The sequence below is a fragment of the Yoonia sp. genome, assembly GCF_042093035.1.
In the GTDB taxonomy this organism is placed as follows: domain Bacteria; phylum Pseudomonadota; class Alphaproteobacteria; order Rhodobacterales; family Rhodobacteraceae; genus Yoonia.
Map to the genome: position 1 here is coordinate 1 of NZ_JBELFI010000070.1, position 13,632 is coordinate 13,632.

General features: G+C 56.2%; 16 protein-coding genes, 1 pseudogene and 1 riboswitch. Of the genes and pseudogenes, 5 read left to right on the forward strand and 12 right to left on the reverse strand.

Annotation, left to right across the window (positions count from 1 at the left end):
- A pseudogene (locus tag ACFDSS_RS09735) lies at nucleotides 1–380 on the forward strand (leucyl/phenylalanyl-tRNA--protein transferase); the annotation flags it as partial.
- Here the strand turns inward: ACFDSS_RS09735 and ACFDSS_RS09740 are convergent.
- The 5 genes from ACFDSS_RS09740 to ACFDSS_RS09760 form a co-directional block, all read right to left on the reverse strand.
- Nucleotides 344–793 carry a DUF2155 domain-containing protein gene (locus ACFDSS_RS09740; protein WP_375255552.1) on the reverse strand — a complete coding sequence of 150 codons (450 nt, stop codon included), beginning with the start codon at nucleotides 791–793 and terminating at the stop codon, nucleotides 344–346. The pseudogene ACFDSS_RS09735 and the gene ACFDSS_RS09740 overlap by 37 nt on opposite strands.
- A gap of 13 nt (nucleotides 794–806) precedes the next feature.
- Complete coding sequence (locus ACFDSS_RS09745; protein WP_375255553.1) at nucleotides 807–1,187, reverse strand: NADH:ubiquinone oxidoreductase subunit NDUFA12; 381 nt, start codon at nucleotides 1,185–1,187, stop codon at nucleotides 807–809.
- A 61-nt stretch (nucleotides 1,188–1,248) separates the two neighbouring features.
- Nucleotides 1,249–1,632 carry a RidA family protein gene (locus ACFDSS_RS09750; RefSeq protein ID WP_375255554.1) on the reverse strand — a complete coding sequence of 128 codons (384 nt, stop codon included), beginning with the start codon at nucleotides 1,630–1,632 and terminating at the stop codon, nucleotides 1,249–1,251.
- Nucleotides 1,633–1,637: 5 nt separating this feature from the next.
- Nucleotides 1,638–2,903, reverse strand: a complete 1,266-nt coding sequence (clpX, locus tag ACFDSS_RS09755; RefSeq protein WP_375255555.1) for an ATP-dependent Clp protease ATP-binding subunit ClpX — start codon at nucleotides 2,901–2,903, stop codon at nucleotides 1,638–1,640.
- Nucleotides 2,904–3,117: 214 nt separating this feature from the next.
- On the reverse strand, nucleotides 3,118–3,738 hold the full coding sequence (locus tag ACFDSS_RS09760; RefSeq protein WP_375255556.1) for an ATP-dependent Clp protease proteolytic subunit: 621 nt from the start codon (nucleotides 3,736–3,738) through the stop codon (nucleotides 3,118–3,120).
- A gap of 132 nt (nucleotides 3,739–3,870) precedes the next feature.
- Here ACFDSS_RS09760 and ACFDSS_RS09765 point away from each other — a divergent pair, with 132 nt between their 5' ends.
- The gene (locus tag ACFDSS_RS09765; protein WP_375255557.1) at nucleotides 3,871–4,191 is read left to right on the forward strand and encodes an ArsR/SmtB family transcription factor; all 321 of its coding nucleotides are present in this window, start codon (nucleotides 3,871–3,873) and stop codon (nucleotides 4,189–4,191) included.
- 394 nt (nucleotides 4,192–4,585) lie between these two features.
- Complete coding sequence (locus ACFDSS_RS09770) at nucleotides 4,586–4,798, forward strand: hypothetical protein (RefSeq protein WP_375255558.1); 213 nt, start codon at nucleotides 4,586–4,588, stop codon at nucleotides 4,796–4,798.
- Nucleotides 4,799–4,923: 125 nt separating this feature from the next.
- On the opposite strand, the gene ACFDSS_RS09775 is transcribed toward ACFDSS_RS09770, so the two are convergent.
- From ACFDSS_RS09775 to metZ, 4 genes are all read right to left on the reverse strand, one after another.
- Nucleotides 4,924–5,721: a carbon-nitrogen hydrolase family protein gene (locus ACFDSS_RS09775; protein WP_375255559.1), complete on the reverse strand. Its 798-nt coding sequence runs from the start codon at nucleotides 5,719–5,721 to the stop codon at nucleotides 4,924–4,926.
- Nucleotides 5,718–7,076 carry an MmgE/PrpD family protein gene (locus ACFDSS_RS09780; RefSeq protein WP_375255560.1) on the reverse strand — a complete coding sequence of 453 codons (1,359 nt, stop codon included), beginning with the start codon at nucleotides 7,074–7,076 and terminating at the stop codon, nucleotides 5,718–5,720. The genes ACFDSS_RS09775 and ACFDSS_RS09780 overlap by 4 nt, the downstream gene beginning before the upstream one ends.
- Before the next feature lie 164 nt (nucleotides 7,077–7,240).
- Nucleotides 7,241–8,344: a GTP cyclohydrolase FolE2 gene (folE2, locus tag ACFDSS_RS09785; RefSeq protein WP_375255566.1), complete on the reverse strand. Its 1,104-nt coding sequence runs from the start codon at nucleotides 8,342–8,344 to the stop codon at nucleotides 7,241–7,243.
- Between the two features lie 174 nt (nucleotides 8,345–8,518).
- A complete protein-coding gene (gene metZ, locus ACFDSS_RS09790; RefSeq protein ID WP_375255561.1) occupies nucleotides 8,519–9,694 on the reverse strand; it encodes an O-succinylhomoserine sulfhydrylase in 1,176 nt (391 codons plus the stop codon).
- Between the two features lie 64 nt (nucleotides 9,695–9,758).
- Nucleotides 9,759–9,836, reverse strand: a riboswitch (SAM riboswitch).
- 89 nt (nucleotides 9,837–9,925) lie between these two features.
- Here metZ and ACFDSS_RS09795 point away from each other — a divergent pair.
- Complete coding sequence (locus ACFDSS_RS09795) at nucleotides 9,926–10,633, forward strand: glutathione S-transferase N-terminal domain-containing protein (RefSeq protein WP_375255562.1); 708 nt, start codon at nucleotides 9,926–9,928, stop codon at nucleotides 10,631–10,633.
- 59 nt (nucleotides 10,634–10,692) lie between these two features.
- Nucleotides 10,693–11,022, forward strand: coding sequence for a PilZ domain-containing protein (locus ACFDSS_RS09800; protein WP_375255563.1), 330 nt, complete (start codon nucleotides 10,693–10,695; stop codon nucleotides 11,020–11,022).
- Here the strand turns inward: ACFDSS_RS09800 and ACFDSS_RS09805 are convergent.
- From ACFDSS_RS09805 to ftsY, 3 genes are all read right to left on the reverse strand, one after another.
- A complete protein-coding gene (locus ACFDSS_RS09805) occupies nucleotides 11,019–11,630 on the reverse strand; it encodes an inner membrane-spanning protein YciB (RefSeq protein WP_375255564.1) in 612 nt (203 codons plus the stop codon). The two genes, ACFDSS_RS09800 and ACFDSS_RS09805, sit on opposite strands and share 4 nt — an antisense overlap.
- 11 nt (nucleotides 11,631–11,641) lie before the next feature.
- Nucleotides 11,642–12,550: an EamA family transporter gene (locus ACFDSS_RS09810; RefSeq protein ID WP_375255567.1), complete on the reverse strand. Its 909-nt coding sequence runs from the start codon at nucleotides 12,548–12,550 to the stop codon at nucleotides 11,642–11,644.
- 16 nt (nucleotides 12,551–12,566) lie between these two features.
- Nucleotides 12,567–13,632: signal recognition particle-docking protein FtsY (gene ftsY / locus ACFDSS_RS09815; RefSeq protein ID WP_375255565.1), on the reverse strand; the 1,066-nt coding region annotated here is incomplete at its 5' end.

Consider the following 13,632-nt stretch of genomic DNA (forward strand, 5'->3'; position numbering starts at 1 on the left):
CGATTTTCGCACTTTATGGCGCGCTTTTCACGCGCGGGGACGCGCATTCCGTGGAAATCTGGAACGACGACTTGTTGATCGGTGGGGTCTACGGGGTGTCTATCGGAGCGGCGTTCTTTGGGGAAAGCATGTTCAGCAAGCGAACCGATGCATCAAAAATCGCACTCGCCTATCTTGTCGACCGTCTGCGCAAGAGTGGCTTTGCATTATTTGATACGCAATTCATCACGCCACATCTCGCCAGCCTCGGGGCGGTCGAAATCACGCGGGAACACTACCACGCGTTGCTCGATCAGGCGGTGTGACAGCAAGCGCAGTTTATAACCTCAGATGCGCCGCAAGCTCAGGACGTGATACAGCGCAACGCCCAAATATCGTAGCGCGGGTGATCCATCGCGTTCAATGCAGGGGCTGAAGCCAAAAGCCAACCGGCAAAGAGCCCACGATTGTTCTTGCGATCCAATACCTCGATGTAGCTGAATGCATCGCCCGCCGGATTATTGATAGGGTAGCGGCATTCGACAAGACTGATCGTCAGGAAACCAACCTCTGCCACGTCGCCGGGTTGCAGGCTGAGGTCTGTCACAGCGCCCGTGAGCTTATCAAGAATTCGCAGCTCACCTCCGACATCCCCCGCGACTTCGATCCGCGTTGATTGCGGCGCGCTACTGCTTTCTGGCAAAGGCGCGAGTTGTTGGAGGATTTCATCCAGTGGCGTGGTCACGATTTCCTGGCTGCTGACAGAGGTTGCCATCAGCATCAGACAGATCATGCATTGATTTAGAAAACGCATCGCTGGCGTCCTGTTATGGCGTCCACGCCTCGTAATCTGATCGTTCGTCCGGGGCATTCCGGCGGATCGACCCGGCGGGGGCATATGCCGCCATCGTGCCGGTCAAATTCGGCTGATGCGGCTTTTCCCACGTCTTGCGTGGCAGGTTTTCGGCCGTTGGCGGTTCATCCCAAGTGTGGTGCAACCAGCCATGCCATTCGGGGCTTACGCGGGTCGCTTCATTGTCACCATCATAGATCACCCAACGGCGGCTATCATCCGCATTGTTGTAAAAGACATTGCCCTGCGCATCTTCGCCAACTTTCGTCCCATTGCGCCGGGTCCAAAGCTGGGTGCCAAAGGACTGCCCGTCCCACCATGTAAACATGCGTTTGATGTTATGACCAAGGCCCATATCACGTCTCCGGTTGCGTTGTTTTATCCATGCACCAAAGGGCGCAAAAGGTCCAGTGGGTTCAGTCCGGCAGTCGCGCCGTCACTTCGATTTCGATCTTCATTTCCGCATTCTGCAATTGGGCTGACATCATCGTCGCGGCAGGTTTGGCCACGGCAAAAGCGTCACGGGTTATCGGCCAGCATTCGGGCCATTCAGCCGCATCCGGCACGATATAGGTCACCCGCACCACATGATCGAGACTGCACCCCGCCTGCTCCAGCGTCTTTGCGACCGTGTTCAAGGCGTTTGATGTCTGTTCGGCAATGCCCGCCGGCATGGTCATGGTCGCATAATCGTAACCCGTGGTGCCCGCAACAAAAACCCAACCATCCGCAACGACGGCACGGCTGTAGCCGATCTGTTCCTCAAACGGGGATCCAGTGCTGAAATGACGCACAGCCATCTAGCTTAGCTCGCGGTCGCGGACTCTTTTTTCTTGCTCTCGTCATGGATCATCAAAGGCGCGGCATCAGACATGACCGCCTCCTCATTCACGACAACTTCCGTCACCGTATCCATACCCGGCAAATCAAACATCGTATCCAGCAGAATGTCTTCCATGATCGAGCGCAAACCACGCGCACCCGTCTTGCGCTCAATCGCGCGGCTGGCGATCGCACTCAACGCATCTTCGGTGAAGGTCAGCTTGGTGCTCTCCAGATCAAAAAGCCGCTGGTACTGCTTGACCAATGCGTTCTTTGGCTGTGTCAGGATCGTGATAAGCGCGTCGGCGTCCAGATCGGTCAATGTTGCAATCACAGGCAAACGGCCGACAAATTCCGGGATCAGCCCGAATTTCAACAAGTCCTCTGGTTCCAGATCGGTAAATATCTCACCAATCCCGCGATCATCATCTTCGCGCACATCCGCACCAAAACCCATCGCAGAGCCTTTGCCACGCTGCGCGATAATTTTATCAAGCCCCGCAAACGCGCCACCACAGATAAACAGAATATTGGTGGTATCCACTTGCAGGAATTCCTGCTGCGGGTGCTTGCGGCCACCTTGCGGAGGCACAGAGGCAACCGTGCCTTCCATGATCTTCAGCAACGCCTGCTGCACACCCTCACCCGACACATCCCGCGTGATGGAGGGGTTGTCAGACTTGCGCGTGATTTTGTCGACCTCGTCAATATAGACGATGCCGCGCTGCGCGCGTTCGACGTTGTATTCAGATGCCTGCAAAAGCTTGAGGATGATGTTCTCAACATCCTCACCCACGTAACCAGCTTCGGTCAGGGTCGTGGCATCGGCCATCGTGAAAGGCACATCCAGAATACGCGCCAAGGTCTGCGCCAGCAAGGTCTTGCCGCAACCGGTCGGACCAATCAGCATGATGTTGGACTTCGCCAATTCGATGTCGGATTTCTCCGCGTGGTTCAGACGCTTGTAGTGGTTATGCACCGCCACCGAGAGCACGCGCTTTGCATGCATCTGACCGATGACGTAATCATCCAACACGCCACAAATCTCAGACGGGGTTGGGACACCTTCGCCAGCTTTCAGACCGGCGGTCTTTGTCTCTTCGCGAATGATGTCCATGCAGAGTTCAACACATTCATCACAGATGAACACCGTTGGGCCCGCAATAAGTTTGCGGACTTCATGTTGGCTTTTGCCACAGAAGCTACAGTAAAGGGTGTTCTTACTGTCGGTGCTGCCTGTATTCGCCATGCGTTACCCCCGGGGATTTCACCCCATAAAACATCGTTCGGTTTCTTGTGCCCCAACACTAGGACAGCCCGCCATGGTCCACAATGTCAAAATGACCTTGCGCAGAATGACCTTAACAAAGCCATAAAGGGGGCTCGCATGCCTGCGTCAAAAGACCCCATCGCACAAAAAACGCGGCCGAAGCCGCGTTTTCTCAATCAATTGTGACCGAAAATCAGTCGTCCGCTTTGTCGCGGTTTACGACGATTTCGTCGATCAGACCCCATTCCTTGGCTTCCTCAGGGGACATGAAGTTGTCACGCTCCAAAGCCGCCTCCACCTTCTTGAGCGTGTTGCCCGTGTGATGCACGTAAATCTCATTCAGACGGGTCTTGAGCTTCTGGGTCTCGGCCGCATGGATCATGATATCTGTCGCCTGTCCCTGATAGCCACCGGATGGCTGATGCACCATCACACGGCTATTGGGCAGCGAAAAACGCATTCCGGGGTGACCAGCGGTCAACAGCAATGATCCCATCGACGCCGCCTGCCCGATCACCAAGGTGCTGACCTTGGGGCGAATGTATTGCATCGTGTCATAAATCGACAAGCCGGACGTCACCACGCCACCGGGGCTGTTGATGTACATGCTGATCTCTTTTTTGGGGTTCTCTGATTCGAGGTGCAACAATTGTGCCACGATCAGCTGGCTCATCCCGTCATGGACGGGGCCGTTCACAAAGATGATACGTTCCTTCAACAAACGGGAGAAAATATCATATGCGCGCTCACCCCGGGCGGTCTGTTCGACAACCATTGGGACAAGGTTCATGTAGGTCTCGACGGGGTCTTGCATATTCAGTGCCTCTTGTTCGGACGTGTCAGTCCTATTTCTAATATCCTAACAGAGTCTTAGTGTTGGCGGTCAGGGGCTTCAAGGGCTGCAGGATACCTTTGACACCTCGTAAGCACTCACTTACGGTAAGTCATGAGTTACGAAGATGCAATAACTGCACTCGCCGACCCGACCCGTCGGGTCATTATCGACCGTTTGCGCGGCGGGGCTTTATCTGTGGCAGCCATCGCCAAGGACATGACCGTCAGCCGCCCGGCCGTCAGCCAACACCTGCGGGTTCTGTCAGATGCCGGGCTGGTGACGGTCACGCCTGCGGGCAACCGGCGGCTCTATGCGATTGCACCAGAGGGCGTCGATCAGTTGCGCAAATACCTTGATACTTTGTGGGATGACGCCTTGTCCGCCTTCGCCCGCGGGCCCCCTGCGAAAGCGAAAGGACAAGCCAATGCATGACCCGATCAACAATGACCTCACCGTGCCACTCAATGCCGACGAGGCATTCGCCCTTTTGCCGATGAGATCGATAACTGGTGACCCAAGGCGAAATTCTCGGTCCGGGGCGAAGACAGCAAAGTCACCTTCGCAGATCACAAAGACGAGGAGACCGTTGAGACGGCCGCGGACGGTGCACAAGTGCGCGGTTCATGTATCGCTCACTGTCCGTCAACGGCATGCCCTTGCGATCTGCTGCACTGCGGCGGGCATCTGGAGCTCATGTGTGCTATGTTCGGTCGCGCCCCTGTGAAGCGCTGAGAACAAACAAGGAGTAGACCTGATGTACGCGCGAGTTACACCATTCAAAATGAAACCTGGAACCAAGGCTGCCGCAACCGAGAGACTTGGCACAATGAAAGATAAGATCATGGGAATGCCCGGCATGCATAAGTTCATCAACGTGATGAATGATGACGGAACAGGTTACGTCATCGCCCTCGTCGAAAGTGAAGAGGCCTCGAACGCCAATGCGGAGGTAGTGAAATCTGCTTGGGCCCAAATGGCGGAGTTCCTGGAGGAGATGCCGACGCCTCAGGGTTACGATGTCGTCGCGGACTGGACCTAAGTTCTCTTCGAGACCGATTTGGCCTGAGGTCAAAAAAATAAGCGGCTCTCTTGCGTCATGAGCCACCTCAGCGGAAGGCTGCGCCTGGCCAATGGCGGCTCTCGCACCATGTCATAGATTGTCAATCAGGCGTCCGCGACCGCGTTCAGTTTGGAAACAACAGCTTGCTGATGCTTCAAAAAGGGTACTCTCGCGCGTGCCTCGGCAATGACGCCCAGATCGAGATTGGCGCAGACAACGTCTTCGGTTTGGCTCGCACGGGCAAGCACAGCGCCGTAGGGGTCGACAATGCAACTCAATCCGCAGAACCCATGCCCGTTTTCCACGCCACAATAATTTGCATAAGCCATGAAGATGCCGTTCTCGTAGGCGCGCGACGGGACGATACATGTCGGCACCTGCTGCCAATCCGCGCCCCCTGCCGTTGCGACCAGAACGATCTGCGCGCCACCCAAGGCCAAGTGGCGCAAGATTTCGGGGAATTCGCACTCATAGCAGATTATCATGCCAATCACTGCGTTCTTAAACCGAAAAAGTGGGACGGTTGATCCAGTTGCGAACCAATCATGTTCAATCCCAACAGGCAGAACCGTTTTGCGATGATTTGCCAGTGTCCTGCCGCAGTCATCAATAAAAATGAAGGCGTTATAAACCGTGTTGCCGTCGCTTTCTGGGTATCCATAGGCGACGGCGAGGCCGAGTTCCTTTGCCAAAGACCCCGCGCGTCGGGCAAAGGGTCCGTCTTGCGCCTCAGCGCATCGGTGCAAAGCTTCGCCGACATTATAGCCAGACATATATAATTCGGGGAAAACGACGAGGTCGACGTTCACTGTTGCCGCCTGTCTGAGCTGTTGTTCCAGCCAGCAGAAACGATTTTCTGTTCCTGCCAAACTTGCATCAACCTGTGCGACGGCAATTTTCATCGTCTCGGCTCCCCTGCGCCGCTACGTCCGACCGGCGCAAAAATGAGGTTTTGAAAATCAACCATTCCACCCCCGTCGCCCAGCCGGGCGACTGCGGTTTCAAGGGCCTCCGCCCGCTCACGCCCCAGTTTTGGCCCCGCATAAGCGTGGAATTTTGTCCTGACTTCCTGTTCCGTCACTGGATTTTCCGGATCACCAAGGGCCTCGGTATCGCCCGATGTCAGCGTCTTTCCATTCTTCAAAACCAACTTCACACTTGAAATGCGATTGGCGGGGAATGCCGCGTTGTAGCTGTCGCTTTCCACCACACTCATGCCGGCGGCAAGGCGTTTAATTTCCGGATCATCAAAGCTGTGCGCCATCACATCATCGGGTGAAACCTGCCCGCGCACCATGGCCACGGCGGTGGGGTAAGCTGTCGAGTATTGCGCCTCTTCGGTTGTGACGGGCGCACTCGTGGCAAGGCGTAGCGAGTTGTGAAATGTCGTGATTTCGATCTTCTCAACATCTTCCGAGCGCAGGTTGTTGGCTCTCCGCAGGTCAAGAACCGCCTGCACTGGCGGCTGCGCCCAGCGGCAAATCGGATAGTGTTTGTAATATTGCTCGGTGATGCGCCAGGTTTGACCAAGATCATTCCACAGATCGGCGACATCCTCGCCTTCAACGGTGACCGCAGGCGCGCCGGTAAACCCCTCAGCGGCAAGATATGCTGCGGACACTCCGGCCATAGCGCCCCAGCCGGAACCGTCTTTGACCATCGTTGGCTGATCGACGGCCCGCATCATTTGACTGCGAGGGCCATGGTATTCCGCGATGCCAACCGCTTCGCGTGTCTTGGCGCTGCTCAACCCCATGGTGCGCGCGCCAAGGGCGGCGGCTGCGACAGCGATCCAAGCGCCGGAGGTGTGATAATCGCTGGCAGTCCGGTGCAGCGCGATGCCAGCACGAGTCCCGATCTCATATCCCACTACCAAAGAGGCAAGAAATGCTCTGTCATCTTCCAGTTGCTCGGCCAGCGTATACGACAGGAGTGCAGGCAGTACGCCGCATCCGACATGGCCCTTTGTCAGTTTGTGGCCGTCATGCGCATCCAGCGCATCGATTGTAATACCGCCAGAAAGTGCCGCACCACCCGGACTGGCCAGCCGACCATCAAACAGCATCGGAACCTTGCGCGCGCCGGGGGCAAAATGCGCGGCCACGTGGTCGCGCATAATGCGCGACATCTCCGTTTCCGTTGCCCCAGCGGCGACCCCAAGCAGATCGAGCAGCCACTTCCGGCCAAGCCCAAGCATCTCTTCGGGGATGCTGTCCGCATCAGACGAATGCAGGAATTCCAAGAATGATTGTGTCATCTCAAGTCTCCTTTGCAAAGTGACTTGGACCCAATAGATGACGCCGCTCGGCGCGGTACTTGGACAAAACCGACATCATACGTCGAAACTGCAACAGCGCCGTTCTTGCACACCCCAACCCGACTTTACACGCGAACGTGGTATCGGTGCGAGCTTAAAGCCCATCACCCGACATGAAACAGCGACGCAAACAGCCGCGGATCGATGCTTTCGGCCGCAAATGTCTTGCCTTCCGTCAGCACGGACACCGCATCATGGCTATGCAGGCTTTCTTGATGGCTCGCGATCACACGGAAATCGGAAATCCGTGTATCCAGCTGTAATTGCTCGGTAAACAGACGTGCTGCATCCTCGACAAAGATGGGATTGGCGGCGTTCAATTCAGCGAATGCCTGCTCATCCTCGCGTTTGACCATGACTTGGGTTTCCGTCGGCACAGCCGCGCGGGCGCGGTCGATCAGGTCCTCGAACCACAACACATCCGCACCCTGCTCAAGCACAACAGAAATCCGCGCCACTGAGCGCTGCGAATGCGGCGTGGCCAACTGGCCGCGGAATTGGCGCGCATGTTCGGACAATTCCAAAGAGCATGGGCAGGTCGACGAATAGACGTAGTCCAGATGCACGATTTTCTTGCGCACACCGGCCGTTTCCACCAACTCAAGTGCGATATCGTAATATTGGTACCCAAACAGGCCAGAACGCAGGCTTTCCACCCTCATCGGGAAACTGAAGCGCATCTGAATGCGGGCGTCAAAGCTTTCCAGATCGGCTTTGTAGGCGTCCAAAGCGCGCTCTATTACTTCGAAGCTGAAGGTCTCGCTGGCGTGCTTGTAGAAAGTCCGCATGATGCGGGACATGTTAATGCCCTTCTTCTCTGCCTCAAGCGACACCGTGCCTGTGACAGAGGTCTCAAGCGTCAGGTCGCCGTTATCGCGGGTGTGAAACCGGATCGGCAGGCGGAAGTTTGAAATGCCGACATGCTGGATCTGCTGCTGCGCGCCGCGGATCAGACTGGAAGGGCCATTTTGCAGGTCCGGCATGGAGGCCTTATAGGCCTCATCCACCTCAAAGTCCTCGGGGTAAGCCCTTGCCAGCGCCGGGTAATTCGACACTTCCTGACCGGGGATCAAACGCGACACCAGTGGATCAAGTGTCGCCGCTTCTTCAGCCGACACATCGCCCGCCCAGCGGCGCAGCAATGCAAGGGCCGCTTCAGCTTCAGCACGTGTCGGTTCGCGGTTCATATCGGGTGAGTGGATGTTCATAGCAGTGCCCCCCATCGGTGCGTTCGACACCCCAAGATGGGGCGCCTCATCGGATATTCCAATGATTTCTGTATAGATACGTCGCAATTCACTGCGCGGATCAGTCATGGGACGGCCTTTTTCGATCTCTAAGCCATGCTGAGTAAAGCACTTATTGGCAGGCACGTCACCTGTTTACAATTGCGTGATTGCAGCGCGCAAATCTTGCAATAAATCCGCCGGGTCTTCCAATCCAACACTCAACCGCAACAATCCCGGCGTGATCCCCAGCTCTGCTTTGACGTCGTCGTCAAGCCGCTGATGGGTCGTCGTTGCCGGATGGGTCACAATAGATTTCGCGTCCCCGAGATTGTTGGAAATCGTCCAGATCTCTAACGCATTGAGCAGCTTGAAAGCCCGCGCCTGCGTGACCGCATCAATTGCCAGAACAGTACCGCCCGCGCCCATTTGACGGGCAGCCAGGGCGTTCTGCGGATGGCTTTCCAACCCCGGATAGATGACATTTTGCAGCGCCCCGTCTGCCTCAAGTGTCGCTGCCAAAATCTGCGCCGTCGTCGCCTGCGCGCGCACGCGCAGATCAATTGTTTCCAACCCTTTGAGCATTACCCAAGCCGTAAATGGCGACATCGAACCGCCGGTGTGCTTCATGTAAGGCTCAACCGTGCCACGGATGAACTCGCGGCTGCCAAGAATGACCCCGCCCAGGGCACGCCCCTGCCCGTCGATATGTTTGGTGGCAGAATAGACAACCACATCGGCACCTTGTTTGATCGCATCCGAAAAGACAGGCGTGGCAAAGACATTGTCCACAATCACCGTCGCATCCACCGCATGCGCCAGCTTTGCGACAGCCGCGATATCGATCACTTCCAACGTGGGGTTTGAGATGCTCTCAAAGAAAACGACCCTGGTCTCGGGCCTGATTGCGGCCTCCCATGCGGCCAGATCAGTGCCATCAACAAAGGTGACGTCAACGCCGTAGCGGGTCAGCACCTCTTCAAGGATATAAAGACAGGATCCAAAGAGCGCGCGAGCCGATACGACATGATCCCCCGACCGCAGCATCGCCGTCAGCGCACCATTGACCGCCGCCATGCCAGAGGCCGTGGCAAAGCTGTCCTCAGCCCCTTCAAGCGCTGCGATCCGGTCTTCGAACATCGCAACCGTCGGATTGCCGTAACGGGCATAGATGAATTCATCCTCACCCGCCTTGATAAAACGCGCCTCGGCGTCTTCGGCACTGTCATAAACGAAGCCCTGGGTCAGATAGATCGCCTCACTGACCTCATTATACTGGCTGCGGCGGATGCCTGCATGCACAGCTTTGGTGCGTTTCTTCCACGTCTTCATTGTCATTCCCCGCGCTCGCTTTGCGCAATAAAAAACCTCGACACCGGGAAAAGGGTATCGAGGCAGATAAACCGTTCGACCCTCTTTAGCGGCATATTTAACGTGGCCCGCAATCCGGAAACAAATCGCCACGAGATAGGGCATACGCCCCGGCTGATGGCACGTCAAGTTTCCTGCTTGTTCTTTTGGCCTAGATTTGCATTCTGAGCCCCTTGCCTTGAAAGGATCCTCATGACCAAGCCCATTGACCTCTACTTCTGGCCCACCCCGAATGGCTGGAAGGCTTCGATCGTGCTGGAAGAACTGGATTTGCCCTACACATTGCACTTGATCGATATCGGCAAAGGGGATCAATTTGCGCCGGACTTCCTCAGGATTTCGCCCAACAACCGGATGCCCGCAATTGTGGATCACGACGGACCTGATGGCGCACCGATTTCCATATTCGAATCCGGGGCGATTTTGCAGTATCTGGCGCGCAAGACCGGCCGGCTCTACGGAACCACAGAGCGCGACCGTATCAGCGTTGAGCAATGGTTGATGTGGCAAATGGGCGGCCTTGGTCCGATGGCCGGGCAAGCACACCACTTCTTGAAATACGCGCCAGCGATGAACCCACCCAATGACCTTCCCTATGCCAAAGACCGCTACCGGAACGAAACGGGCCGACTTTATGGCGTGCTGGACCGGCAATTGGCCACGCATGACTATGTTGCAGGTGATTTCTTTTCGATCGCTGATATTTCCATCTGGGGGTGGGCATCGCTCTGGGAAGGACAGCAGCAGACGCTCGATGATAAACCCCATATGGCGCGCTGGCTTAAGACGATGGGCGCAAGGCCCGGCGTTCAAAGAGGGCGGGCGCTGGCGGCAGAGAAACGTGGCGATTTCCGCAAGGACAGGGCGGCCCAGAAAACGCTCTTTGGGAAACCGGAATAACCAAATCTTAGGCAAAGCATTGTAGCAAAGGGAAATCCCTAACCGAACAGGCCCTTGCTATGAAGTACCGATCACATCGCTATCTGACCCAATATCCGGTCAATGTTCACACCGCGCAGGGCCTACAGAGATGTGAGGTGCTTGACGTCAACCATTCAGGTGCGCGGCTTGTGGGGCTAGAGAACCTCACTCGGGGGGATAGAATCCAACTCGATATTCTGTCCCATCGGGTTGAAGCAATCGTGCTTTGGTCAAAGACCAATCAAGTTGGCGTTGCGTTTCGCCCGCATCTGCCGGATCATCATCTGGATACATTGCGCAGACAGCGCGGCAACAAACTAATGCCTCAGCGTGGGCGCGTCGGCTTCGTTTTTGGCGAGGTTCATTAGGCTTTGGGATCTTGGGGATCTTCAATCAGGTATTTCTGCAGCCCGATTATTTGCACCCACAAAAAGACGAATAGAACGACGGGGAATGCAAAGGTTTCCAGTTTGACCCAAAGGTCTGTGGATTGGGTGCGCCAGATGACTTCATTGGCGAGCGCGAGCGCAAAAAACATATAGCAAAGGCGGCGGGTGAAGATCATCCAGCCTTCTTGTCGCATCGGCAGAAATTCTTCCATAACATATTGCAGGTAGCTCTGCCCTCGCAAAAGCCCGACCCCCAGCAGCACACCCATACTGCCATAAACAATGGTTGTCTTCATTTTGAAGAAGCGTTCATCGTTGAAATAGGCCGTCAGACCGCCAAAGAAGATCACCATGAAGGCGGTGAAAACCTGCATCCGGCTCAGTTTGCCAATCAGCGCCCAAAGGATACCCATCGCCAGCAGCAGGATCGGCACAAAGATCAGCGCGGCAATGATGAACCCGGTGTATTCGGTGCCGGCAATGGTGAAATTGTCGTCCTTGATCCGCAAATAGATCAGAAAAAAAGCAAGTGTCGGCCCAAGCTCAAGAACCTGTTTCAACACCGGATTGATTGTCTTTTCAGCCATTTGCGTCTCCCTCAGCCCCCCGTTTCCACGATGATGGCGCCAAGTGCAACCGTCCCCATCAGGATCAATCGCCGTGGGCCCACTTTTTCGCCCAAGATGAACCATCCAATGAGTGCTGCAAACACGACGGAGGTTTCGCGCAAGACGGCCGCCTCTCCGACTTTATCGAGCCGCGTGGCAAGCAAGACGCCGCCGAAACTGACCCAGGCAATCAGCGCCCCAACCAACCCCCTCCAGATTAACGGCCCTACGACGGGTTTCACATCCATCCGGCGAAAGCGTCGTGCGGCCAGCAGCGGGAAATCGAATGCGGTCACAAAGAAGAACCATGCCAGAAATGTGAAGGGATCAGGGGATTGGCGGATACCGTAGGCGTCATAGGTCGTGTAAATCGCAACCAGGATACCACCAAGCAACGCCCAGATCAGCCCTAGTTTCAACGCAGGCGGATCAATCGTTTCTTCGGAAATATTCCGCACGGCCAGCAACAATATCCCCCCAGACAGACAACCAACGCCGATCCATTGGACCAATGTAAAGCGCTCTGCAAAGAACAGTGAGGCGGCGATCACCGTCACCAGCGGGCCGGTGCCGCGCACCACCGGATAAACCACGGTGTAGGCCGCGCGCTCATAGGCCAAGGCCATTGTGACCTTATAGGCGAAATGCACCACAATCGCGCCCAAAAGAATCAGCGCCGTTGTTGCATTCGGCCAAGGCACGACAAACAGGGCGATGGGTGCGGACAACACCAGCAGCCAGCCGTCAATCGCGCCGCGCGTCAGCCACGGATCATAGCGCCCCTTCTGCAACGCACCGAAAATCGCATGGGCGAGCGCGGATACCAATGCAAGGGTCGTGGCAAGTCGTGCGCCCTCAGGCGTGCCAGAGATTTCAACCAGCCATGAGCCTAGCTCCATCAAAATCGCGCGCGTCTCATTTTTCAAGCCCAACGAGAGCCGCGGCAAAGTCTTCGGGATCAAAAGGTGCAAGATCGTCGATTTGCTCGCCCACACCAATCGCGTGGATCGGCAAGCCGAATTTGTCAGCCAATGCGACAAGCACACCGCCCTTGGCCGTGCCATCGAGCTTTGTCATGACAAGCCCGGACACATCCGCCAGCTCCTGAAATACCTTCACCTGTTGCACCGCGTTCTGGCCCGTCGTGGCATCGAGAACCAACAGCGTGTTGTGTGGTGCTTCAGGGTCTTTTTTTTGGATCACACGGACGATCTTGGACAGCTCTTCCATCAAATCAGCGCGGTTTTGCAGGCGTCCGGCGGTATCGATCATCAACAGATCAGCACCATCTGCCTGCGCCTGCGTCATCGCATCAAACGCCAAGCTGGCAGGGTCGGACCCCTCAGGCGCGGTCAGCACCGGCACGCCGGCACGGTCGCCCCAGACCTGTAGCTGTTCAACCGCCGCTGCACGAAATGTATCGCCCGCCGCGATCACAACTATCTTGCCCGCCGCCTTGAACTGGCTGGCCAGCTTGCCGATCGTCGTCGTCTTGCCTGAGCCATTCACGCCCACAACCAGAACAACCTGCGGTGTCTTGGCATAAATCGGCAACGGCCGCGCCACCGGGGCCATGATGCGGCTGACTTCTTTGGCCATCAACATCTTGATTTCCGGGACAGAGAGTCTCTTGCCGAAATTGCCCTCCGCCATGTTTGCCGTCACTCGCATGGCGGTATCGACACCCATATCGGCGGTAATCAGCAACTCCTCCAACTGCTCCAGCATGTCGTCATCAAGGACACGCTTCACAACGGTTTTCGCCTCACCCCCACCAAAAAACCGACCAAGAAGGCCTTTCTTTTCCGGCTCTGGCGCGTGTTCTTCCTTATCCAGCGCAGACGTCAGATCGACATCAAACTCGACGGGGGTCGGCGCAACCATTTGCACCGGCGCAGGTGCAACATCTTCATCCGGCGCATAAATTTCAGGCTCAGGCTCAGGCTCAGGCTCAGGCTCAGGCTCAGGCTCAGGCTCAGGC

Excerpts from the sequence above, each read along its gene's own strand:
- ACFDSS_RS09740 (WP_375255552.1), bottom strand. The coding sequence starts at position 793 with ATGCGTTTTCTAAATCAATGCATGATCTGTCTGATGCTGATGGCAACC.
- ACFDSS_RS09745 (WP_375255553.1), bottom strand. The coding sequence starts at position 1,187 with ATGGGCCTTGGTCATAACATCAAACGCATGTTTACATGGTGGGACGGG.
- ACFDSS_RS09750 (WP_375255554.1), bottom strand. The coding sequence starts at position 1,632 with ATGGCTGTGCGTCATTTCAGCACTGGATCCCCGTTTGAGGAACAGATC.
- clpX (WP_375255555.1), bottom strand. The coding sequence starts at position 2,903 with ATGGCGAATACAGGCAGCACCGACAGTAAGAACACCCTTTACTGTAGC.
- ACFDSS_RS09760 (WP_375255556.1), bottom strand. The coding sequence starts at position 3,738 with ATGCAAGACCCCGTCGAGACCTACATGAACCTTGTCCCAATGGTTGTC.
- ACFDSS_RS09765 (WP_375255557.1), top strand. The coding sequence starts at position 3,871 with ATGAGTTACGAAGATGCAATAACTGCACTCGCCGACCCGACCCGTCGG.
- ACFDSS_RS09770 (WP_375255558.1), top strand. The coding sequence starts at position 4,586 with ATGAAAGATAAGATCATGGGAATGCCCGGCATGCATAAGTTCATCAAC.
- ACFDSS_RS09775 (WP_375255559.1), bottom strand. The coding sequence starts at position 5,721 with ATGAAAATTGCCGTCGCACAGGTTGATGCAAGTTTGGCAGGAACAGAA.
- ACFDSS_RS09780 (WP_375255560.1), bottom strand. The coding sequence starts at position 7,076 with ATGACACAATCATTCTTGGAATTCCTGCATTCGTCTGATGCGGACAGC.
- folE2 (WP_375255566.1), bottom strand. The coding sequence starts at position 8,344 with ATGAACATCCACTCACCCGATATGAACCGCGAACCGACACGTGCTGAA.
- metZ (WP_375255561.1), bottom strand. The coding sequence starts at position 9,694 with ATGAAGACGTGGAAGAAACGCACCAAAGCTGTGCATGCAGGCATCCGC.
- ACFDSS_RS09795 (WP_375255562.1), top strand. The coding sequence starts at position 9,926 with ATGACCAAGCCCATTGACCTCTACTTCTGGCCCACCCCGAATGGCTGG.
- ACFDSS_RS09800 (WP_375255563.1), top strand. The coding sequence starts at position 10,693 with ATGAAGTACCGATCACATCGCTATCTGACCCAATATCCGGTCAATGTT.
- ACFDSS_RS09805 (WP_375255564.1), bottom strand. The coding sequence starts at position 11,630 with ATGGCTGAAAAGACAATCAATCCGGTGTTGAAACAGGTTCTTGAGCTT.
- ACFDSS_RS09810 (WP_375255567.1), bottom strand. The coding sequence starts at position 12,550 with ATGGAGCTAGGCTCATGGCTGGTTGAAATCTCTGGCACGCCTGAGGGC.